This is a genomic window from Pseudomonas sp. SK3(2021) (genome assembly GCF_016772375.1).
Classification (GTDB): Bacteria; Pseudomonadota; Gammaproteobacteria; order Pseudomonadales; family Pseudomonadaceae; genus Aquipseudomonas; species Aquipseudomonas chlororaphis_I.
Genome location: NZ_CP061943.1, coordinates 1,088,647 through 1,109,217, shown reverse-complemented (window position 1 = coordinate 1,109,217; position 20,571 = coordinate 1,088,647). Strand labels below are relative to the sequence as shown.

Here is a 20,571-nt window from a genome sequence, read left to right as displayed (position 1 = left end):
GAAGGCATAACTCCATACAGCCCATTCCGATATCGAATACCCATGGACAACCTCAAAGCGATGCACTGCTTCGTCCGCGCCGTCGAGCTGGGCAGCCTGTCATCGGCCGCCCGCGAGCTGGGCAGCACGCAACCCACCGTCAGCAAGCTGGTGGCGGCCCTGGAACAGCAGTTGGGCACCCGCCTGCTCACCCGCGGCACCAGCGGGCTGACGCCCACCGAACAGGGCAAGCGTTTCTACGAACGGGCGAAAGCCGTGCTGGAGGAATACGGTGAGGCGGTGGCCGAGGTGCGCGGCCTGACCGAGCGCCCCGAGGGCGTACTGCGGGTCAATGTGCCGGTGAGCCTGGGGGTGTTGCGCCTGAATGCGTTGCTGCTGGCATTCATGGCGCAATACCCGGACATCGAGGTGGAGCTGATCTTCAACGATCGCTTCGTCGACCTCACCGAGGAGAACGTCGACCTGGCCCTGCGCCTGGGCGGTGACCTACCGCCAAACGCCATCGCCCGGCGCATCGCGACATCGCCGCGCTACCTGGTGGCGGCGCCGGAGTACCTGCGCCAGCAGGCACCCTTGAACAGCCCGGCCGACCTGAGCGCACACCACTTCCTGCGCTTCGCCTGGTTGAGTTCGGGCGACCGCCTGGAGCTGAGCGGCCCTAGCGGTGAGAAGGTCAGCATCACCACCCAAGGGCGCTACCGGACCAACAGTTCATTGGCCATTCGCGACGGCGTGCTGCAAGGCGCCGGGCTCTGTATCACCCCGGCCTGGCTGGTCAGCGACCTGCTGGAAAGCGGGCAGCTGGTGCGGGTCCTGCCCGACTGGAGCGGGCCAGCGAACGAGGCGTTCCTGATCTACCCCGAGCGCCGCTATCGCCCCCTGCGCGTGCGCTTGCTCATGGAATACCTGGCCGAACGGGTACCGCAGCTACCCGGCTTCATGGCCTGACCCGACAGACATCGATACCCGCCCCGGACACGATCAATGGCCATTACGATCCCCTTTTGGCCAACCCCGTGCTGTGAATCCCGGGGGCCGTCGGCAAGAATCGAACCCGGACCGCTGACTCAGGCTGTCACCAGAACCGCCCTTGTGAACCTTGACCCTCTTTGTCCTTTGCCCTTTTAAAGGACCGCCTGCCGCGTACAGACCATAAAAACCATCGCCACGCTGGGGAAAAAATTCATGGCCACGATGAAAACCATACTGAGTGCCACCGTTTGTGGGCTGTCGCTGCTGGCCAGCGCGGCGCAGGCCGAGCAGCGCGAGCTGCGGGTCTACAACTGGGCCGACTACATCCTGCCGTCGGTGCCCAAGGACTTCGCCAAGAACAGCGGCATCAAGGTCACCTGGGACACCTTCGATACCAACGAATCCCTCGAAGCCAAGCTGCTGACCGGCAACTCCGGTTACGACCTGGTGGTGCCGTCGAACCAGTTCCTCGACACCCAGATCAAGGCCGGGGTGTTCCAGAAGCTCGACAAGTCCAAGCTGCCCAACTGGAAGCACCAGGACCCCGAGCTGCTCAAGCTGCTGGACAGCAACGACCCGGGCAACCAGTACGGCGTGCCCTACATGTACGGCACGGTGCTGATCGGCTTCAACCCGGCCAAGGTCAAGGCAGCGCTGGGCGACAACGCGCCGGTGGACAGTTGGGACCTGGTGTTCAAGCCGGAGAACATGGAGAAGCTCAAGTCCTGCGGCGTGGCCATGCTCGACTCGCCGTCGGAAATCCTGCCGCTGGCCCTGCATTACCTGGGGCTGGACCCCAACAGCCAGAACCCGCAGGACTACGAAAAAGCCAAGGACCTGATGCTGAAGATCCGCCCCTACGTCACCTACTTCAACTCGGCCAAATACATGACCGATATCGCCAACGGCGACATCTGCGTGGCCATCGGTTACTCCGGCAGCTTCTACCAGTTCGGCAATCGCGCCAAAGAGGCCGGCAACGGCGTGGTGGTGGACTGGCGCCTGCCCAAGGAAGGCGCGCCGATCTGGTTCGACACCTTCGCTATTCCCAAGAGCGCGAAGAATGTCGCCGAGGCCCATGAATTCCTCAACACCCTGCTGGACCCGAAAGTCATCGCGCCCATCAGTGATTTCCTCGGCTACCCCAACGCCAACAAGGACTCGATTGCGTTGATCAACAAGGAGATCACCGGCAATACCGACCTGACGCCAACCCCCGAAGCCCTGAAGAAGCTCTATGTGGTGCAGCCGCTGCCGCAAAAGCTGGAGCGCGTGCGGACCCGGGTCTGGACCAGCATCAAGTCGGACAAATGATCCGCCGCCTCAGGCAGCCCCGCCCTGGGGCTGCCTGGCCTTCACTTCAGCTCGAACACCAGGCAGGGATTGCCGTTCAAGCGCCCCGCGAACACCGGGGTCGCCTGCTCCAGGGCAGTCCCCGCCAGCAACGCGCGATCCTTGCGCGCCAGGATCACCCAGGCCGGACGCGGCAACGAGGCCAGCGGCGCCAGATCGCCCTTGCCGACAAACCGCGGTTGCTCGTCGTGGTCCAGGTTCATCATGTAGCGCACCGCCCAGGTGTCTTTGCCCAGGTTGAGAAACACCAGGGTTGCGCGGTCTTCCCCACGCAGTTGCTCGACCTGCCCGACAAAACCCCGGGTATCGAATTGCAGGTCCTTGGCCGGCTCGATCACCTTCACCAGCAGCAGCCACTGCGCCGCCAGGGCCAACAGGCTGAGCAACACCAGGCGCCGCCCCGGCGCGTCGCGAGTGGTTCGCCAGCAGTACAGCGCCAACATCTGCAAACCGAGAAAGACCGCGATCATCAGCGGCAATGACAGCGCCGGCCAATAACCGTGCTTCTGCCAGCTGTGCCGGCAGACCAGCAGCACCACGACACACAGCCCCGGCAACAGCGCCACCAGGCCGAGATAAAACCGCCGCGCCCCAACCAGCCAACGCCGCGGCTTGAGCAGGCCGTAAGCCGCGACCGCCGCGAACATCGGCACCATGGGCAGGATGTAGTAGGCGCGCTTGAAGTGCGGCACCGACAAGCCGAGCAGGATCATCAGTCCGCAGGCGCCCAGGCGTACCAGCAACAGCACGTCGGCGTCGGTGTGTCGCGCGGCCCATTGCCGGCGCAGGACGAACAGGGTCGCCAGCGCCAGCGGCACCACCGGGAAATAACGGTACAGGCTGAGCTGCAAGTAGAAATACAGCGGCTCGCCACTTTCATCGAGACGCCCGCCCACCTGCATCTGGTAGACCTGCCGGGCGAAGGCTTCGCCGCCACTGAAGTGCGCCAGTTGCATCAGCAGCCACCAGCAAGCGGCCAACAGGAGCAGGCCGATCACCCCGTGGACCATCACCTTTCTGGCCAGCCGCCAGGTGTCGTCCCGGGAGCGGTAACGGCCGAGTGCCCAGTAGGTGCAAGCCACGCCACAAACCTCGATCAGCCCCAGGGGGCCACGGATGGCGAAGGCGATGACGAACAACGGAAAAATCGCGTACTGCCGCCATTTAGAGCCCAACTGCTCGCCGCTGTGCAGCAGGTAAAAACAGCCCAGGCACAGCAGCGCGACCATCTGGTCCAGGCACACCGAGCGCGACTTCTCCAGCCACTGGCTGGTCAGCGCCGTCAGCAGCACCGCCAGCAGCGCCCAGCTTCGATCCAAGGGCGCCAGCAGCCGGTACAGCAGCGCCAGCACCCCGGCCGAAGCCAGCGCCGTGGGCAGGATATTGGCCAATTGGTTGGGCGCGCCGAACAGCTGGGCAAAGCCATAGCTGAACAGGGTGGCGGTGCCCGGATAATCCGGGTAAGGCTCACCGTAGGTGGTGGGGAACAGGCTCGCGCCGTGGCGGAACATTTCCTGCAAAAACAACCACCAGCGCCCGTCGAAGCCTTGCGCTGGCTGGTCCCAGATGCCCAGGCTGAACAACAGCAAGGCCAATAGAAAAATCGCCGAAGACTCCATCCCCAAGCGTTGCCGCTGACTCATCATCTACCCGCCAGGTTGATCGCCGCTCAATGGGCGTGACGGCAAGCATGTTGCGGGTACAGGTGCTGAATGATCGCTGAACGTTTATCAGGATTCATCGAACAGCCAGCCGCAGGCAAAAAAACGGCCCGGCGGGATCGCCGCCAGGCCGCATTCGAGTCGTTGCGCGAGCTACAGAAAGACCGCCGAGAGCAGGCCCAGCGCGCCCAGGCAACAGCCAATCAGGGTGCCGCGTCCCGGCAACTCACGGAACACCGACCAGATCACCAGCGGTTCGAGCAGCAACAGCGAGGTCACCGACACCACCGTGATCATCCAGATATCGCCGACCGCCAGGTACCCCAGCCAATAGGCGCCGATCAGGCAGATGCCGGCGAAACACATGATCAGTACGGGAAAGGCCAGGTCCGGCCATGACGTGTTGCCCGTGTGCGCCAGGCGGGCGGCGACCACTTCGCTGTAGATCGCGCAGAACTCGCCCAGCACCATCAGCCCTACAGCAGAAACTCCGAGTAATTCTTTGGACATATGACAAACCCCTTGGTATTGAGAGCCAGATTTTTCAGCTCCCAGGCAGCAATGGCTCCGCTGACGGAGCCGCCATGACGATGCCGAGGGGTTTGCTCTAATTCAGTGACCGTGAGGAACCTGAACATGTCCATCTCCTGCGTAGTGGGTGGTACGGGCGCCCGCTGGCGCCATGGGCGGTTGCGGGCCGCTCTCTGTATAGGGTATTTCCGGGGTGGCCGACACGCGTTTTTTGTAGTGCATTTGTGTGTTATCGCGATGCGCTCACCGCCCGGGTCAACGACGCCCCGGCTTGACTGGCGCTACTCGGCCCGGAAGTTCCAGACGATCTCCACCACCCGCACGGCCAGGACCAGGTACAGCAAAAACAGCACGACCTGCAGCACCCGGTGATAAGGCAGCTTGGCCAGCCGGCGCAAGCCGTCGCTGACATTGAGCAGCATCAGCAGCGCCGACACCGTGATCAGCCCCCAGCCGGTCAGGCTGGAGCCGAACAGGCCCATGAACAGGTGGTGATCGCTGTGCAGCGCATTGGTCCCGGCGGCGAACAGCAGGGCGCAGACCAGCAGGTTCTTGAAGTTGTCGAAGACGCGCGTATTCAGGTCGCCGTCCAGCAGATCCAGATACTTTCGCCACAGTTTGCGCATGTTCAAGGCACCTGTTCAGCTACAGGGAAGAAAGGCGCCCGGAGCGTTTCAGGGGCCTGAAGACCCGCCGGGCGCACCTTCCAGCGTAGTGACGATTGCCACAACCTGCTTGTGCCCCTCCAGCGTCCCGTGGTGCGCCACGTTCAGCAGGGAAAACAGGCAGGATGTGTCGTGCCGTCCGATCCCTCGCTCGTTCACGATTTGTTAAGAATCGCCTCCGTATACTCGGAGCGCCTGATCCTCCCCGGCGCAACCTCTTCGGCAGTTCCCCCATGTCGCGACCCGCACCGCTGTTGCTTCTGCTTGCCGCTCTGCTGTTCTTCTTCGCCCTGGGCAACCACCAGTTGCAAGGTTCCACCGAAGCCCGGGTGGCCGGGATCGCCATGCAGATGCACCTGGACGATGACTGGGTGACGCCCCGCCTGTTCGGCCAGCCCTTCCTGGAAAAACCGCCGCTGAGCCTGTGGCTCGACGCCAGCGCCATCCGCCTGTTCGGTGGCACGCCGTGGGCGGTGCGCCTGGCGTCGGCCTGTGCCGGGCTGTTCAGCGTCATGCTGCTGTACGCCATGCTGCGCCGCTTCGGCCGCCCGACAGCGGTGGCCTGGGTGGCCGGCGCGATGCTGGCGACCATGGCCAGTTACTGGGGCAATGTGCGCGGGGTCGGTGAAGACGCCCTGCTCAGCCTCGGCGTGACCCTGGCGCTGTTGGCGTTTTTCCAGACACAACGACGCCAGGCCCAACGCCAGCCGGCCACCCTAGGCTGGCTGCTGTTCGCCCTCGGCATCGCCATCGCCACCCTGAGCAAGGGCGTGCTGGGCCTGGCGATGCCGGGGGTGGTGATCTTCGCCTACCTGCTGGCCGACAGCCTGATCGAAAAACGCTTCGCCCTCGGGCACTGGCTCAAACCCGCCCTGCTCACCGTCCTCGGCCTGGTGCCGCTGCTGATCTGGCTCTACCTGCTGTACCAGCGCGGCGGCCTGCACGCCCTGGGCGAAGTGCTGTGGACCAACAGCGTCGGGCGCTTCGATGGCTCCTTTGTCGAAGCCGGGCACTACGAGCCCTTCTATTACTACCTGGGCAAACTGCCGCAAGCCTTCCTGCCGTGGAACATCCTGGTCTACCTGGGCCTGTGGCACTTTCGTAAAAGCCTGGTGCAGAACCGCTACCTGCTGTTTTTCAGCCTGTGGCTGCTGGCCCAGTTCACCCTGCTGTGCCTGGCGTCGAGCAAGCGCACCGTGTACCTGATGTCGCTGACCCCGGCCGCGGCGGTGCTGGCCGCCGAATACGCGGCAGTGCTGTACGAACGCCTGCGCCTGCGCGCTGGCGGTACGGGTTTCTGGAGTGCGGTGGGGCGCCAGCGCCGGGGCCTGGCCATTGGCGTGCTGACGCTGGTGGTGTGCAGTTACCTGGTGGCCGCGCAATGGGCCGCGCCACGGGCCGATCGCCAGCTGTCGTTCGTGCCGCTGATCAGCCAGATCCAGTCACTGCAAGCCGCCGGGCAACAGGTGGCGCTGTATCAGGCCAACGAGCGCGCGGCCGGCGCCAGCGTGTTCTACACCCGGAGCCTGCTCAAGGATGTGCAGACCGAGGCCCAGCTGAATGCGTTTCTCGGCGCCTCGCCGAACAACGTGGCGGTCATGGCCCTGCAGGAAGACCCCGAGCCACCGCTCAAGGTACTGAAGAAGGTCACGGTCAGTCGCCAGGCCTACTACTTTGTCAGCCACTGACCGGCACAGTGAGCGCGCATAAAGAAGGCAGCCTCATGGGTAATGCCGATCAGTTTAGCGATTGGCTCGACTGTAGGAGCGAGCTTGCTCGCGAAAAACGTCAACGATAACGCGTACTGCCTGGTTTAACGCGCTGTGCTGGAGTTCTTCGCGAGCAATCGAGCGTCGACCGGCCGCTCCTACAAAAAGTCTTAACTGATCGGCATTAACCCTCATGGGTGCCTTTTTCAACCTCCTTTCGCGCCGGCGCCGGCATGGCTCACTGAACGGTTTTCAGCTTGACCACGTCGCCGGAGACCTTGGTGGTGTAACCGCTCAGTACCCAGGCCCAGAACCAGTTCTCCTGGATCTGGGTGTTGATCATCGCGTCACCGCCCTTGGCCTGGATGGCAGCGGTCTGGGCGCGGACGAAGCGGTTGTTCTGCCGGATTGGAATGACCCCGAACAGCATGATGCCGGTCGCCGTTGCTTCGCTGTGACCGATCACGGTGTACTGGCTACTATCAAGTTGCTGAGTTTTCATCGCGGTGCCGGTGCAACCGGCCAGGACCAGGACAACCAGCGCAGAGGCGGCGATTTTGCTCAAGTGTTTCATGCATGACTCCATTAACCAGGAACCCGGGAACTCTTTTCTCCGGGGGCGCGCACCCTAACAGTTCTGGTCTGCAAAAAAACACCGGCAAGCGCCAAAAATGGCCCTTGGCCCTCTCCCGCCAGGCGCCTCGCACCGACGATTTCATCAGCGACTGAGGCAGGGTTATCGGTCCGCCGCTGCGATCGGCACCGCGCACGGGTCGGGCCCCGGTTCGGCGTGCGCCAGCACCGGCTGTTGCAGCCGCTCCCGGCCATAAAACAGCAGCGCCGTCAGCAGGCAGGTGAGCCACACCACGATCCCCGCCCAGAAGGTGTGGGACATGTAGTGCCAGCCCTGCAGCACCCGGGTGGTGCCATAGACGAAGCCCAGCAGCAGCGAGCCGTACAGCAGCGCCCTGGAGTGGCGCCAGCGATAACGCCGGGCGACGAAGTACAGCGCGAGCAGGGTGAAACCGCCCGAGGCATGGCCGCCCGGCCAGCAGCGACCGTCGCCGGCGGTCTTCAACAGCTCGAAGTTCTCATACCATTCCTTGTGCTCGATCGTGCCGGCGTACTGGGTGGTTTCCACCGGGCAGTACACGCTGGTGTGGCCCTTGAGGTAGTGAATCGCCCCGGTGCACAGGGCGAAGGCCACCACCACGAACAAAAAGTCCCGGCGATGGCGCGCGGTAAAACGCAGCAGCGGCGCCACGCGGATCTTCTCCAGGAACGCCTTGCCACGGGTGAACCCTCGCCCCTTGAACCATGGCCCCTTGAACAGCGGCCAGACGCATGACAGCAGCAGCCCGATCAACGCCAGCTCGCCCGTCCAGTTGGGGATGATCCGTGCCCACTTGTGGGTGATCTTCTCGAACAGATGGGAGTGATCCAGCGGGAAGCTCTGGCTCAGCGGATCAAAGAACAGGTCGCTGAAGGCGATGTCGATCCGGGTCATGTCGAACATCAGGAACACCAGCGCCGCGCACAGCAACGGCAGGCCAAGGTTCCATCTATAAAAGCGCCATGCATCGGCGCGGGAGCGGGAAAGCGCCTGCATCTTCAGGGTCTCGGGCAAGGGACGGTCAGGGACGATTGAGGGCAACGGAGCGCCAGTCGCTGGCTTCGATGAAACCGAGCATCTGTGGACGGCCGCCTGGGGTATCGGTGGAAACGAACAACGAGGCGCCGTAGCCCAGGGTCGAAGACGGCAGTTTCAGCTGCTTCTCCAGCGCGGCCATGCATTCGCTGTGGGTCACCAGCACCAGGTTGCGCCCCGCCACCTTGTGCGCCAGGGCATCGCGCAACAGGCTGTGCTTGCAGTCGATCAGCCAGCCTTCGCCGCTGCCGGCCTGGTTGAACATGTAGCCCGAGGTCTGTACCGCACGGGTCAGCGGGCTGTGGTAGATGTCGGCCTTGTCCAGCCCCAGGTGCTCGAACTGCGCGCCGACGCCTACCGCCACCTCGCGGGCACGGTCGGTGATGCCGTCGGGCAGGTTCAGGCAAGCGGCCCTGGAATGGTCGCAACGCTCGACGTGACGAATCAGCACAATCATCTGGCCCTTGGCCCAGCCGGCGCTCAGCGCCTTGGCTCCGGCCAGGTTGCCGTGGGCCAGGTCCGGCACCGCCGCCGGCTTGAGCAGAAAGAACACCAGCGGCAGCACCAGCAAGGCCACCAGGCCTATCACCAGGGTATTGCGATAACGGGCAAAACGGCTCGCGACAAGCGCGGGTTTTGCCACCGGAAGACTGAGTCCTGACGTCACGTGCGAGCCGCCCCTAATATGACCACCAGACATTGAGTTGAGCAGCGCAGCAGACGCTAACCGCCGCTCATGACAAATCGAGCGCGAGGCACCCGATCGATGGGCGGACTCTAGGGAGCCTGGCGTGGGCCAGGGGTGAAACGGATGTGAAAAAAAGCTCAATCGGCCAGGCGGCTTGCGCAGCGAAACCAGGCCCTTGGAAAGCCCCGCAATGGTGCGCAAAACTAATCCGACGAAATCGTTTCAGCTATTGCCCTTGCCGCCGATACACACCTGCGAACAAATCCTTGCTGGCCACCAATAACAACAATCTTCCAGCGATACACGATCAAGAAACACAATGTTCCTGGAGGAATTGCATGAATAGCTGGTTCGGCAACATCAGCGTCAATCTCAAGCTGGGCCTGGGCTTCGGCCTGGTCCTGGCCCTGACTACCATCCTCGCCATCACGGGCTGGACCAGCCTGGGCGGTCTGATCGACCGCAGCAACTGGATGAGCGACATCACCCAATTGAACGCCGGGCTGACCAAGCTGCGCGTGACCCGCCTGCAATACATGCTGACCAACGGCGACGAAACCGCCGCGCAGAATGTGCAGGCCACCCTGGATGCCTTCTCGGCCCAGCAGCAGAAGCTGCAGAACAGCTTCAAGAACCCGGCCAACGTCAAGCTGCTCAAGGAACAGGGCGCCACCATCAGCGCCTACCAGGCGTCCCTGAACAAAATGCGCAACGCCTACCGCAATGCCAATGCCGCCCGCGTGGTGATGAACGGCAATTCGGAAACGGCGCGCAGCCTGATCGCGGCCATCACCGCGCGCGTTCAACAAATGCCCCTGAGCGACCAGCGCTTCGAACAGTTCCAGGCCATCACCAAGGCCAATGACGAATTCCAGCTCGCGCGCTTCGAGGCCCGTGAATACATCTACAACAGCACCCCGGACGCCGAGCGCAACGCGGTGGCCCAGATGAACGCGGCGATTGCCGCGCTGAGCGGCTTGGACAACCATTTCAACAGCACCCAGGCCGACGCCCTGCGCCAGCTCAACGCCGCCCTGGGCGACTACCGTAACTCCCTGTTGACCTTCAAGGCCGCGGTCAGTGAAGCCGGCCAGGCGCGCAAGGAAATGACCGAACAGGGCGCGCTGATCGTCAGCCAGAGCGAAGAGCTGTACCAGTTCCAGCTCGACCGCCGCGACGAAGAAAGCGTCCAGGCCCGCAGCCTGCAAATGATCAGCACCCTGCTGGCGCTGCTGGTGGGCATCCTGGCCGCGGTGATCATCACCCGCCAGATCACCCGTCCGCTGCGTGAAACCATGACCGTGGTCGAGCGCATCGCGTCCGGCGACCTGACCCAGGACGTGCGCGTCACCCGCCGCGACGAGCTGGGCGTGCTGCAACAAGGCATCGGCCGCATGGGCACCACCCTGCGTGAACTGATCACGGGCATCCGCGACGGCGTGACCCAGATCGCCAGCGCCGCCGAAGAGCTGTCGGCGGTGACCGAGGAAACCAGTGCCGGGGTCAACAGCCAGAAGGTCGAGACCGACCAGGTGGCCACCGCCATGCACGAGATGACCGCCACCGTGCAGGAAGTCGCGCGCAACGCCGAAGAAGCCTCGCAAGCCGCGGCCGCCGCCGACGGCGAAGCCCGCGAAGGCGACAAAGTGGTGGCCGAAGCCATCGCCCAGATCGAACGCCTGGCCAGTGAAGTGGTGCGCTCCACCGACGCCATGAGCGTGCTGCAACAGGAAAGCCAGAAGATCGGCAGCGTCATGGACGTGATCAAGGCCGTGGCCGAACAGACCAACCTGCTGGCCCTGAACGCCGCCATCGAAGCCGCGCGCGCCGGTGAAGCCGGTCGTGGGTTCGCCGTGGTCGCCGACGAAGTCCGCGCCCTGGCGCAACGCACGCAGAAATCCACCGAGGAAATCGAAGGCCTGGTGGCCGGCCTGCAGAACGGCACCCAGCAAGTGGCCAACGTGATGAACAACAGCCGCAGCCTGACCGACAGCAGCGTCGACCTGACCCGCAAGGCCGGTGCCTCCCTGGAGAACATCACCCGCACGGTGTCGAACATCCAGTCGATGAACCAGCAGATCGCCGCCGCTGCCGAACAGCAGAGCGCCGTGGCCGAGGAAATCAGCCGCAGCATCATCAACGTGCGCGACGTCTCGGAACAGACCGCCGCCGCCAGCGATGAAACCGCCGCCTCCAGCGTCGAACTGGCGCGCCTGGGCAACCAGCTGCAAATGATGGTCAGCCACTTCCGCGTCTGACCTTGAGTCTTATCGCGAGCAAGCTCGCTCCTACATGGGATCTTCCTGTAGGAGCGAGCTTGCTCGCGATGGACCGCAACGCGGTCCGCCGTCAAACCTGCGCCACGTCCCCCCGCCTGCCCGCGCCATCCAGCAAGGCATCCACCACCGCCCGCGCCATCTCCACCGAATGGATCATCGACCAGATCAGGCCACGCTCGATGCCGCTGGCACTGGTGATCTCATCCGCCGTCTCCTCGGCACACTTGAGCAACAACGACACATGCAACAACGCCTCCTCGGCACTGACCCCGGCACGCACCGCAAATAACGGACGACCGTTGCCGTCGCGACAACCGAAAGAAGCACTGCCGGTTTCCTGCAAAGCACAATGCAAAGGCTCCCCCTCGACGCGACTGTCCAGCGCCTGACGAAGGGTTTGATTGGGGACTTCCAACTGAACGATCCGTTCGCGGCTGGGCGAAAGCATGGGCGGATCGGGGACAAGCTTTTTCATGGCAGATCCTCTTGGAATGGAGCCACCACCTACCGCTGCTAAACGAATGAGGGTGGCAGCTGTACGCGGGTTAGCAGACCGGTCCAAGAATCCCGGCGCACCCGAGGGCGCCCCACGCACAGCCGCCATGACAGCAACCGAAAAAAGCTGGTTGAGCTGACAGCGATACCTGCGTGACTTGGAAGCGAGCTGCTAAACCCGATCACCGAAAAACCGGTGACGAACCCGAGGCTAGACAGCGCCCTTCCCAGACGCAAGCGACCCGGAGTTTCTCGGAAAAGCCTTACAAAATAAAGCGAAGAGCCTCACTTTCAGACGACGTCTTACACGACAAAACCCGACATCCAGGCAATCTGACAACACCCGTTCACTCCGGCAGGTATTACCCCCTGTAGGAGCGAGCTTGCTCGCGATGGAGGTGAACGATAACGCGCGCTACCTGACACATCGCAGGGCATGTGGGTTTATCGCGAGCAAGCTCGCTCCTACAAAAAAGCACGGAGCCTGTAGCCGCTGCCGCAGGCTGCGATAGGACCGAAGGTCCTCCAGCGGTCTCAAGATCCTGCGCCTGCTGCGCAGTCGATCGCAGCCTCGCAGGCTCGGCAGCGGCTACAGGGTTTCGCGCCGACCGGCAGGTCGCGCCGGGCTTTTGATCTTGATCCACCCGCCCCATCGGGAGGCCGAGCGAAGGTGTTCATCAGGGGGATGGCGCGCAGCGCCCCTCGACGCAGTCGAGGACATCGTATGGAGGTCGAAGCGAAGCCGACCGGAGTCGATGCCCCCCTGATGGACACCGGAGCGAGGGAACCTGAGCGCAGCGAAGGCCGTACGCAGGGGCAAGCGTTTTTTGGTTACTTTTTTTGGCGTTTGAAAAAAAGTGACCCGCCGTCAGGGCGGAACCGCCAGCGGCCGTGACCGCAGCAATGGATATGTACACCGACCAAAAAATGCAGCGCCAAAACCGACGCCATCGCGAGCAAGCTCGCTCCTACATACGCCAGATCCGCACCGTGGCGCTCTGCAACTCCAAGGACCACTCCTCTTCCGACAAACGAAGCCGCCGCAGCGTCCTCCCCATCTCCGTCTCTGCCACATAACCCTTGGCAATCACCAGAACAAGAAACTTGTTCCGAACCCCCACCATCCGTTGCAGCCGGCGCAGATCCGCAAGCACCGACCACTCAACAGACTCATCCGGATCGACCTGCGGAAACCACAGTCGCCCATCCCCATCCTCTCGAAGAACGGCTCGGGTCTCGCCCATCCCCTTGCCCATCAGGCATTTGGCAAAAGACACATCCCCCAGGCACTTCACCTCGGCCGCCATGTCGAGATCTTCCGTGTACAGGTCGACTTTCGTGCGTCCACCGGCGTTGCCGCCGGTCCAGATATCCGGATAACCCTGCTGCCAGGCATACAGGCTGAGCTCCGCCTGAATCCAGTGTTCCCGGCAATCGCTCAGCTCCAGTACCTGCGCCATGCGCTCGCTGATCGCAGCAAAAGCCCCGAGAAAAACCTCCGGCCACACAATGGGTGCATTCATCGTTGAATTCCGTTCCTTGAAGGGTGAAGGGAGCCATTGCGCCCCCATAAGTGGGTCAATCCCTGCTGCATGCCCACCCTTCACAGATCGGCCATCGGTCGACAGTCTTGAACCCATCGCAACCTGTGATCGCAGAAACGGGCGGGCACTCCTTCCCAAAAAATGCAGCGCCAGCACGTACGCCATCGCGGGCAATCGAGCGTCGACCGGCCGCTCCTACAAGGCTAGCGTTGCGCCAAGAATCACGGGCATTTACCTTTACCCTCAAAAAGCGCGCCCACCGCCAGGAACCCCACCATGCAGCCCCTTGGTCACACCTCGGTCCCACCGCTGCTCAAATACCTGCGCCACGCCGAACACCTCGGCCTGCCCATCGCCCCCGCGCTGCAAGCCGCCGGGCTGCGTGCCGAACAACTGAACGACAACAGCCTGCGCCTGCCAGTCGAGGCCCACGAGCGCCTGCTGGGGTATTTCTGCCAACACTCCGGCGACCCGCTGTTCGGCCTCAACGCCGCCCGCTACGTGCTGCCCAACTCCTGGAGCGTGCTCGGCTACATCACCATGAACTGCGCGACCCTGGGCGAAGCCATGAGCCGGATCATGCCGTTCGAGAAACTGGTGGGCGACATGGGGGTGAGCCGCATCGAGATGGCCGAGGACCAGGTCCGCCTGATCTGGAACTGCCGCCTGCCGACCTCCGACACCCGCCGCCAGCTGGTGGAAAACGTGCTCGCCTCCTGGCTGCTTTATGCCCGCTGGATTGCCGACACCCAGCTCTCACCGCGCGCCGTGTGGTTCGAACACCCGCTGCCGGCCGGCACCACGCTGGCGCAATACGAAGCGTTTTTTGCTTGCCCGGTGCTGTTCGAGCAGACCTGCTCGGCCTTGCTGGCGCCGCTGAGTTACCTGCAACTGCCGTTGCGCCAGGCCGACGCCCAGCTGCTGCGAACCCTGGAAGAACACGCCATGAGCCTGATGGCGTCGCTGGAGGAAGCGCCGCTGGCGCTGCAGGTGAAGAACGCCCTGCGCCAGTTGCTCAAGGAAGGTTTGCCGCGCAAGGAACAGGTGGCCGACCAACTGGCGATGTCGCCGCGCACCCTGCAGCGCCAGTTGCAGCAGGCCGGCACCTCCTACCAGCAGATCCTCGACGACCTGCGCCAGGAGCTGGCCGAGCATTACCTGCTGCACAGCGACCTGCCGATCCAGGACATTTCCTATTACCTGGGCTTTACCGAATCACGCTCGTTTCACCGCACGTTCAAGGGGCGGACCGGGATGACGCCGGGGGAGTTTCGGCAGACCCAGCGAGCACGCCAATCCCTGTAGCCGCTGCCGAGCACCAGCGAGGCTGCGATAGGACCGAAGGTCCTCCAGCGATCTCAGGATCCCTGCGCCCCCTTCGTCGGAATGCCGCCCAGATCGATCGCAGCCTCGCTGGTGCTCGGCAGCGGCTACAGGTTCATGTTCATGTTCGGGATTCGGGGTCAGACGCAGATGGCGTTAGTGAACACCAGCCGATTGCCGAACGGGTCGAGCACCGTCATGTCCTGGCTGCCCCAGGGCATGGCCTGGATCTGCGGGTGGGCGAAGCGGTAGTCCTTGGCCAGCAACTGTTGCTGGAAGGCTTCCAGTTCGTCGGTCTGAATGCGCAATGCAGAGCCCGGCGTGCTGTCGCCATGGTGCTCCGACAGGTGCAGCACGCACGCCCCGCGCGACACCTGCATATACAGCGGGAAGTTGTCTTCGAAGCGGTGCTGCCAGTCGAGCGTGAAGCCCAGGAAGTCGATATAGAACTCCCGCGCCTTGGCCTCGTCGAAGATCCGCAGGATGGGGGTGGTTTTGCCAAAGCTCATTGCGCGACTCCCTGATGAAAGATGTCCACGGTATAGCAGGTGGATGTCAGCACTTCGGCGAGGCCAAGGCTTTCTTTAATATCATCAGGCCATCATTGTGACGGCGTTCACCTATTCGGTGCCGCGCGCCTTCAGCCGTCGAACCCTTCGCGCAAATCCCCTTCCCGCGCCAGGAAGCGCCCGTGCCTGCGGCCGTTGGCCTGGCCTTCGGCATAGCTGCGCACGCCATTGACCCACACGCCCTCGATCCCCTCGGCGGCCTGTTGCGGGCTTTTGAAGTCGGCGACATCGCGGACCCGCGCCGGGTCGAACAACACCAGGTCGGCCCAGTGCCCTTCGCGGATTTCGCCGCGCTGCCTGAGGCCGAAGCGCGCCGCCGACAGGCCGGTCATCTTGTGCACGGCGGTGTGCAGTGGGAACAGGCCGAGGTCGCGGCTGAAGTGCCCGAGCACCCGTGGGAAAGCGCCCCACAGCCGTGGATGGGGGAATGGGTCTTCCGGCAGGCCGTCGGAACCGATCATCGCCAGCGGATGGGCAAGGATGCGCCGCACATCGGCCTCGTCCATGCCGTAGTACACCGCGCCGGCCGGTTGCAGGCGCCGCGCGGCGTCCAGCAGGGTCGTGCGCCACTCGGCGGCGATGTCCATCAGGTCGCGGCCGCCCAGTTCCGGGTGCGGGGTGGACCAGGTGATGGTGATGCGAAAAGCGTCGGTGACCTGCTTGAGGTCGAGGGTCGAGGAACTGGCCGCGTAGGGGTAGCAGTCGCAGCCCACCGGATGGTCCTGCGCCGCCTGTTCCAGGGACGCCAGCAACTGCGGACTGCGGCCCCAGTTGCCCGCCCCCGCGCATTTGAGGTGGGAAATGATCACCGGCGCCTTGGCCTGGCGACCGATCAGGAACGCCTCGTCCATGGCCTCCAGCACCGGCTCGAATTCGCTGCGCAGGTGGGTGGTGTACACCGCGCCGAAGGCGCTCAGTTCCTCGGCCAGTTGCAACACCTCGTCGGTCTCGGCCGAGAAGGCGCTGGCGTAGGCCAGGCCGGTGGATAAACCCAGGGCGCCGTCTTCCAGGCTGGCGCGCAGTTGTTCGCGCATGGCGGCGATTTCCCCGGTCGTGGCGGTGCGATAGAGGTCGTCCAGATGGTTGCTGCGCAGCGCCGTGTGGCCGATCAGCGCCGCTACATTGACCGCCGGTTGCGCGGCGTCCACCGCGTCGCGGTAGTCGCGAAAACGCGGGTAGACGAAGGCCGCCTGGCTGCCCAGCAGGTTCATCGGGTCGGGTGGATCGGCGCGCAGACTCACTGGCGAGGCGCTGATGCCGCAGTTGCCGACAATCACCGTGGTCACGCCCTGGCTGAGCTTGGGCAGCATCTGCGGCTGGCGGATCACCACGGTGTCGTCGTGGGTGTGCACATCGATAAAACCGGGGGCCAGCACCTGCCCGGCGGCGTCGATTTCTTCAGTGGCGCGGGAGCCTTGCAGGTCGCCGATGCGGGCGATGCGGCCCTCGAGCAGCGCGACATCCGCGGGGTAACCCGGGCGGTCGCGGCCATCGATCACCAGGGCGTTGCGGATCAGGGTGTCGTAAAGCATGTCAGTCTCCCAGCGGCAGGCAATCGTCGCCGCCGCGGTAATCGTCCAGGGCCAGTTTGATCCGGCGCAGGCGTTCCTGGTTGTCTTCGGGCAGGGCCAGCGCCAGCTCGGTGGCCAGCACGTCGATGGCCAGCAGCATGCCGTAGCGCGCGGCCGTGGGTTTGTAGATGAAGGAGGTCTCGGCGCTTTGCAGCGGCAGCAGCACGTCCGCCAACTGCGCCAACGGCGAGTCGGTCAGGGTGATGGCGAGCACGCTGGCGCCGTAGCTGCGGGCCAGTTCGACGGTCTCCAGCAATTCGGGGGTGATGCCGGTCAGGGAGCAGGCGATCAACGCATGCTGCGGGCCCAAAGCCGCGGCGGTCACCCGCATCATCACCGGGTCGTGGCAGGCGGCGATGGGGTAGCCGAGGCGCACCAGGCGCACCTGCAATTCGTCGCTGCACAAGGTGGAACAGCCGCCCATGCCGAAGGCGTGAATCATCTGCGCCTTGCCCAGCAGCCGCACCGCATCCCTGAAGCGCGACTCGTCGAACCCCGCCAGGTGCTGGTGCAGGGTCGACTCGATATCGCCGACGATCTGCCGGTAGAAACCCGACTGCTCCGGCGCGTCCGCCGGGTCGAGAAAACGGCTGCCAACGCCGCTGGCCTGGGCCAGTTGCAGGCGCAGGTCGCGCAGGTCGCGACAGCCCACGCTGCGGGCAAAACGCGACAGGGTGGCGGCGCTGACTTGCGCCTGCTGCGCCAGTTCTTCGAGGCTGGCCGAGGCGGCGAAGCCGACGTCATCCAGCATCAGCCGGGCGATGCGGCCTTCGCCGGCGCTGAAGGAGTCCTGGCGGGAACGGATCTGGTAGAGGATGTCCATTGGCGGCACCTGGGCTCAAAGCAGTTGGGCAAGACCGACGGTCAGGGCAAAGGCGACCACCGAGATCAGGGTCTCCAGCACCGTCCAGGTCTTGAAGGTCTGGGTCACGGTCATATTGAAGTATTCCTTGATCAGCCAGAAGCCGCCGTCGTTGACGTGGGAGAAGATCACCGAGCCGGCGCCGGTGGCCAGCACCAGCAGTTCCGGGTGGGGATAACCCAGGCCGATGGCCACCGGCGCCACCACGCCCGAAGCGGTGGTCATGGCCACGGTGGCCGAGCCGGTGGCGATGCGCATCAGCGCGGCGAACAGCCAGCCCATCAGCAGCGGCGACAACTGGAACTCATGGGCCAGGCCGACGATCTGGTCGGTGACCCCGGCGTCCACCAGGATCCGGTTCAGGCCGCCACCGGCGCCCACCAGCAGGGTGATGCTGGCGGTCGGCGCCAGGCATTCGTTGGTGAACCTGAGGATCGATTCACGGTTGAAGCCCTGGGCCAGGCCGAGGGTCCAGAAGCTCAGCAGGGTCGCCAGCAACAGGGCGATCACCGAGTTGCCGATAAACAGCAGGAACTGGTTGAGGCCGCTGCCCGGGGTGGAGAGCAGGTTGGCCCAGCCGCCGATCAGCATCAGCACCACCGGCAACAGGATGGTGGCCATGGTGACCGCGAAACTGGGCAGGCGGGTGCGCGGCTCGCGGTCGATGAACTGGCGCGCCAGCGGGTTCTGCGCCGGCAGCTGGATGCGCGGCACGATGAATTTGGCGTACACGGGGCCGGCGATGATCGCCGTGGGAATGCCGATCAGGATCGCGTACAGCAGGGTCTGCCCCACCGACGCCTGATAGGCCTGCACCGCCAGCATCGCCGCCGGGTGCGGCGGCACCAGGGCATGCACCACCGACAGGCCGGCGACCATCGGCAGGCCGACCATCAGGATCGACACGCCGACACGCTTCGCCACGGTGAAGGCGATCGGCACCAGCAACACGAAACCGACTTCGAAGAACAGCGGCAGGCCCACCAGGAAGGCGATGCAGACCATCGCCCAGTGCGCGTTGCGCTCGCCGAAACGGTCGATCAGGGTCCGCGCCACCTGCTCCGCGCCGCCGGACTCGGCCATCATCTTGCCGAGCATGGTGCCCAGGGCCACCACCAGGGCGATGTGCCCCAGGGTCTTGCCGACCCCCGCCTCATAGGCCCCGACCACGCCGGACGGCGGCATCCCGGCCATCAGCGCCAGGCCCACCGAGACCAGGGTGATGACAATGAACGGATTGATCCGGTAACGCGCGATCAGGACGATCAGCGCGATGATGGCGATGGCGGCATAGCCCAGCAGCCAGTAGCCCGATGCAGGTGTCATGCGGTACTCCTCGAAAAAGGGTCACGTCGAATGCTTGTGAAACTCATAAATCATTTCGTGACCTGATTTTCAAACCACATGAAAGTAACTTTCGCACAGAGACAAGCTTTGTCGCGGACGGATATGCCGTGTCGCGAATAATGAAAATCGACGAGGGGTATTTTCATCCGCTGTAGCGGAAGGAGTAGAACCCCGCGGCGGCTGACCACGGGGTGAAATGGTTGCCTGTAGCAACTGTGTTTCTCACGTGATTTGCGCAGAAGCCTGGAAGGCTTCGCGCATTCGCGCGTTCAGAATTGTGATGAGCTTGCGCATGGCAGCGACCAGCGCCAGCTTCTTTGGTTTGCCCCGACCAACCAGCCCCTCGTAAAACGTTTTGAGCACCGGGTCATAGCGAACCGCACTCAAAGCCGCCATGTAGATCATCGCTCGCGGATTGGCCCGACCACCCCAGGTAATCCGTCGCCCATGGGACCTGCCGCTATCTTTGGCAAGTGGCGCTACACCGTAGAGCTTGGCAATCGCCTTGCGATTCAAGTGGCCTAGCTCAGGCATGTCACAAACAAGAGTCGAGAGAACAACAGGGCCAACACCTTTGATCGCCGAGGCCACCTGGGCCTGTACCGACCCCTTGAGCTGCTCGCTAATGTGCATGTCCAGCTCGTCTCGGTCGGCTTCCAGGCGCTGGATATTGCGTTCAAGCATTAAACGCATGGCCGGTTGCTCAGTCAGGCGTCGCCGCTGCTTTTCTGCCGCCAGCATTTGCACCACTTGCTGGCGGCGGCGATGACAAGCGTGCAGAAACTGAGTTTCTTCGTTTGGGGGCTGATAGCGATTGAGCTTGAGGACGCTTGCCATATGGGCAAGGACGCAAGCATCCAGGCGGTCGGTTTTCGCCAACTGGCCTGTTGAACGAGCAAAGTCCCGAGCCTGTCGAGGATTGACTCTGACCATGGGCAAGCCAGCGGCATAGAGCGCCTTCAACGCTTGCAGCTCATAGCCACCGGTTGCTTCCAGGACCACTTGCTGAGGAGCGAATGGCGTTAGCCAAGCAATCACCTGCTGCCATCCTGCCGAATCATTGGAGGTGTGTAGTTGTGGTCCATGTTTGTCCACCTTCACATCCAAAGTGTCCTTGCTCACATCGATACCGGCGCCTATGCAACCCATGATGATCTCCTCTAGTCTTGAGACGTCGAGAGTTCTCCTCGGCAGCCCAGCCTTATCTTCGAGTGTCGGCTCGAGCAACTGTACGGGCGTAGTTGAGGAGAGATCGGCATGGAGACCTTGCTACAGCACGATCGTTTGAATCTAGGAGCTAGCGATCGTCCATGCCGACTCTCGACACCCAATCTGGCAGATCTAGAACAGATAA

Annotated in this window: 18 protein-coding genes and 1 pseudogene; 6 read left to right on the top strand and 13 right to left on the bottom strand. The window is 63.6% G+C overall.

Annotated features, from left to right (window positions below; all coding sequences use genetic code 11):
* Positions 1–42: 42 nt before the first annotated feature.
* Both IF690_RS04900 and IF690_RS04895 read left to right on the top strand, forming a co-directional pair.
* Entirely contained in the window at positions 43–948 is a 906-nt protein-coding gene (locus IF690_RS04900) for a LysR family transcriptional regulator (protein WP_202699063.1), read from the top strand.
* A 237-nt stretch (positions 949–1,185) separates the two neighbouring features.
* On the top strand, positions 1,186–2,286 hold the full coding sequence (locus tag IF690_RS04895; RefSeq protein WP_202699062.1) for a polyamine ABC transporter substrate-binding protein: 1,101 nt from the start codon (positions 1,186–1,188) through the stop codon (positions 2,284–2,286).
* Positions 2,287–2,327: 41 nt separating this feature from the next.
* Here the strand turns inward: IF690_RS04895 and IF690_RS04890 are convergent, their stop codons facing one another.
* The 3 genes from IF690_RS04890 to IF690_RS04880 form a co-directional block, all read right to left on the bottom strand.
* Positions 2,328–3,968 (bottom strand): ArnT family glycosyltransferase, encoded by a 1,641-nt coding sequence (locus tag IF690_RS04890; protein ID WP_202699061.1) that lies wholly within the window; start codon positions 3,966–3,968, stop codon positions 2,328–2,330.
* 171 nt (positions 3,969–4,139) lie between these two features.
* Positions 4,140–4,457 (bottom strand): hypothetical protein, encoded by a 318-nt coding sequence (locus IF690_RS04885; RefSeq protein WP_202701300.1) that lies wholly within the window; start codon positions 4,455–4,457, stop codon positions 4,140–4,142.
* Positions 4,458–4,798: 341 nt separating this feature from the next.
* Positions 4,799–5,143: a hypothetical protein gene (locus IF690_RS04880; RefSeq protein ID WP_023969519.1), complete on the bottom strand. Its 345-nt coding sequence runs from the start codon at positions 5,141–5,143 to the stop codon at positions 4,799–4,801.
* Positions 5,144–5,415: 272 nt separating this feature from the next.
* On the opposite strand from IF690_RS04880, the gene IF690_RS04875 reads away from it, so the two are divergent.
* Positions 5,416–6,870 carry an ArnT family glycosyltransferase gene (locus IF690_RS04875; RefSeq protein ID WP_202699060.1) on the top strand — a complete coding sequence of 485 codons (1,455 nt, stop codon included), beginning with the start codon at positions 5,416–5,418 and terminating at the stop codon, positions 6,868–6,870.
* A gap of 259 nt (positions 6,871–7,129) precedes the next feature.
* On the opposite strand, the gene IF690_RS04870 is transcribed toward IF690_RS04875, so the two are convergent.
* From IF690_RS04870 to pmrG, 3 genes are all read right to left on the bottom strand, one after another.
* Positions 7,130–7,465 carry a hypothetical protein gene (locus IF690_RS04870; RefSeq protein ID WP_202699059.1) on the bottom strand — a complete coding sequence of 112 codons (336 nt, stop codon included), beginning with the start codon at positions 7,463–7,465 and terminating at the stop codon, positions 7,130–7,132.
* A 162-nt stretch (positions 7,466–7,627) separates the two neighbouring features.
* The gene (locus tag IF690_RS04865) at positions 7,628–8,500 is read right to left on the bottom strand and encodes a phosphatase PAP2 family protein (RefSeq protein ID WP_202701298.1); all 873 of its coding nucleotides are present in this window, start codon (positions 8,498–8,500) and stop codon (positions 7,628–7,630) included.
* A 25-nt stretch (positions 8,501–8,525) separates the two neighbouring features.
* Positions 8,526–9,239: a lipopolysaccharide core heptose(II)-phosphate phosphatase PmrG gene (gene pmrG / locus IF690_RS04860; protein WP_502710176.1), complete on the bottom strand. Its 714-nt coding sequence runs from the start codon at positions 9,237–9,239 to the stop codon at positions 8,526–8,528.
* 326 nt (positions 9,240–9,565) lie between these two features.
* Here pmrG and IF690_RS29250 point away from each other — a divergent pair.
* Both IF690_RS29250 and IF690_RS29245 read left to right on the top strand, forming a co-directional pair.
* Positions 9,566–10,582, top strand: a pseudogene (locus IF690_RS29250) (methyl-accepting chemotaxis protein); the annotation flags it as partial.
* Between the two features lie 39 nt (positions 10,583–10,621).
* A complete protein-coding gene (locus IF690_RS29245; protein ID WP_372436456.1) occupies positions 10,622–11,485 on the top strand; it encodes a methyl-accepting chemotaxis protein in 864 nt (287 codons plus the stop codon).
* A 91-nt stretch (positions 11,486–11,576) separates the two neighbouring features.
* Here IF690_RS29245 and IF690_RS04850 read toward each other — a convergent pair whose 3' ends face one another.
* Together IF690_RS04850 and IF690_RS04845 are read right to left on the bottom strand one after the other, a co-directional pair.
* Entirely contained in the window at positions 11,577–11,981 is a 405-nt protein-coding gene (locus IF690_RS04850; protein ID WP_202699056.1) for a DUF3077 domain-containing protein, read from the bottom strand.
* A 988-nt stretch (positions 11,982–12,969) separates the two neighbouring features.
* Entirely contained in the window at positions 12,970–13,524 is a 555-nt protein-coding gene (locus IF690_RS04845; protein WP_202699055.1) for a hypothetical protein, read from the bottom strand.
* Positions 13,525–13,821: 297 nt separating this feature from the next.
* Here IF690_RS04845 and gliR point away from each other — a divergent pair, with 297 nt between their 5' ends.
* Positions 13,822–14,850 carry an AraC family transcriptional regulator GliR gene (gene gliR / locus IF690_RS04840; protein WP_202699054.1) on the top strand — a complete coding sequence of 343 codons (1,029 nt, stop codon included), beginning with the start codon at positions 13,822–13,824 and terminating at the stop codon, positions 14,848–14,850.
* A 158-nt stretch (positions 14,851–15,008) separates the two neighbouring features.
* On the opposite strand, the gene IF690_RS04835 is transcribed toward gliR, so the two are convergent.
* From IF690_RS04835 to IF690_RS04815, 5 genes are all read right to left on the bottom strand, one after another.
* The gene (locus IF690_RS04835) at positions 15,009–15,377 is read right to left on the bottom strand and encodes a glyoxalase superfamily protein (protein ID WP_202699053.1); all 369 of its coding nucleotides are present in this window, start codon (positions 15,375–15,377) and stop codon (positions 15,009–15,011) included.
* A 131-nt stretch (positions 15,378–15,508) separates the two neighbouring features.
* Complete coding sequence (locus IF690_RS04830) at positions 15,509–16,969, bottom strand: N-acyl-D-amino-acid deacylase family protein (RefSeq protein ID WP_202699052.1); 1,461 nt, start codon at positions 16,967–16,969, stop codon at positions 15,509–15,511.
* Between the two features lies 1 nt (position 16,970).
* Entirely contained in the window at positions 16,971–17,831 is an 861-nt protein-coding gene (locus tag IF690_RS04825; protein WP_202699051.1) for a MurR/RpiR family transcriptional regulator, read from the bottom strand.
* A 15-nt stretch (positions 17,832–17,846) separates the two neighbouring features.
* Positions 17,847–19,196: a GntT/GntP/DsdX family permease gene (locus IF690_RS04820; protein WP_202699050.1), complete on the bottom strand. Its 1,350-nt coding sequence runs from the start codon at positions 19,194–19,196 to the stop codon at positions 17,847–17,849.
* Between the two features lie 243 nt (positions 19,197–19,439).
* Positions 19,440–20,366 (bottom strand): IS110 family RNA-guided transposase, encoded by a 927-nt coding sequence (locus IF690_RS04815; RefSeq protein WP_202698460.1) that lies wholly within the window; start codon positions 20,364–20,366, stop codon positions 19,440–19,442.
* Between the last annotated feature and the right edge of the window lie 205 nt (positions 20,367–20,571).

Coding starts and splice junctions, on each gene's coding strand:
- IF690_RS04900 (WP_202699063.1), top strand. CDS start 43: ATGGACAACCTCAAAGCGATGCACTGCTTCGTCCGCGCCGTCGAGCTG.
- IF690_RS04895 (WP_202699062.1), top strand. CDS start 1,186: ATGGCCACGATGAAAACCATACTGAGTGCCACCGTTTGTGGGCTGTCG.
- IF690_RS04890 (WP_202699061.1), bottom strand. CDS start 3,968: ATGAGTCAGCGGCAACGCTTGGGGATGGAGTCTTCGGCGATTTTTCTA.
- IF690_RS04885 (WP_202701300.1), bottom strand. CDS start 4,457: ATGGTGCTGGGCGAGTTCTGCGCGATCTACAGCGAAGTGGTCGCCGCC.
- IF690_RS04880 (WP_023969519.1), bottom strand. CDS start 5,143: ATGCGCAAACTGTGGCGAAAGTATCTGGATCTGCTGGACGGCGACCTG.
- IF690_RS04875 (WP_202699060.1), top strand. CDS start 5,416: ATGTCGCGACCCGCACCGCTGTTGCTTCTGCTTGCCGCTCTGCTGTTC.
- IF690_RS04870 (WP_202699059.1), bottom strand. CDS start 7,465: ATGAAACACTTGAGCAAAATCGCCGCCTCTGCGCTGGTTGTCCTGGTC.
- IF690_RS04865 (WP_202701298.1), bottom strand. CDS start 8,500: ATGCAGGCGCTTTCCCGCTCCCGCGCCGATGCATGGCGCTTTTATAGA.
- pmrG (WP_502710176.1), bottom strand. CDS start 9,239: ATGTCTGGTGGTCATATTAGGGGCGGCTCGCACGTGACGTCAGGACTC.
- IF690_RS29245 (WP_372436456.1), top strand. CDS start 10,622: ATGGGCACCACCCTGCGTGAACTGATCACGGGCATCCGCGACGGCGTG.
- IF690_RS04850 (WP_202699056.1), bottom strand. CDS start 11,981: ATGAAAAAGCTTGTCCCCGATCCGCCCATGCTTTCGCCCAGCCGCGAA.
- IF690_RS04845 (WP_202699055.1), bottom strand. CDS start 13,524: ATGAATGCACCCATTGTGTGGCCGGAGGTTTTTCTCGGGGCTTTTGCT.
- gliR (WP_202699054.1), top strand. CDS start 13,822: ATGCAGCCCCTTGGTCACACCTCGGTCCCACCGCTGCTCAAATACCTG.
- IF690_RS04835 (WP_202699053.1), bottom strand. CDS start 15,377: ATGAGCTTTGGCAAAACCACCCCCATCCTGCGGATCTTCGACGAGGCC.
- IF690_RS04830 (WP_202699052.1), bottom strand. CDS start 16,969: ATGCTTTACGACACCCTGATCCGCAACGCCCTGGTGATCGATGGCCGC.
- IF690_RS04825 (WP_202699051.1), bottom strand. CDS start 17,831: ATGGACATCCTCTACCAGATCCGTTCCCGCCAGGACTCCTTCAGCGCC.
- IF690_RS04820 (WP_202699050.1), bottom strand. CDS start 19,196: ATGACACCTGCATCGGGCTACTGGCTGCTGGGCTATGCCGCCATCGCC.
- IF690_RS04815 (WP_202698460.1), bottom strand. CDS start 20,366: ATGGGTTGCATAGGCGCCGGTATCGATGTGAGCAAGGACACTTTGGAT.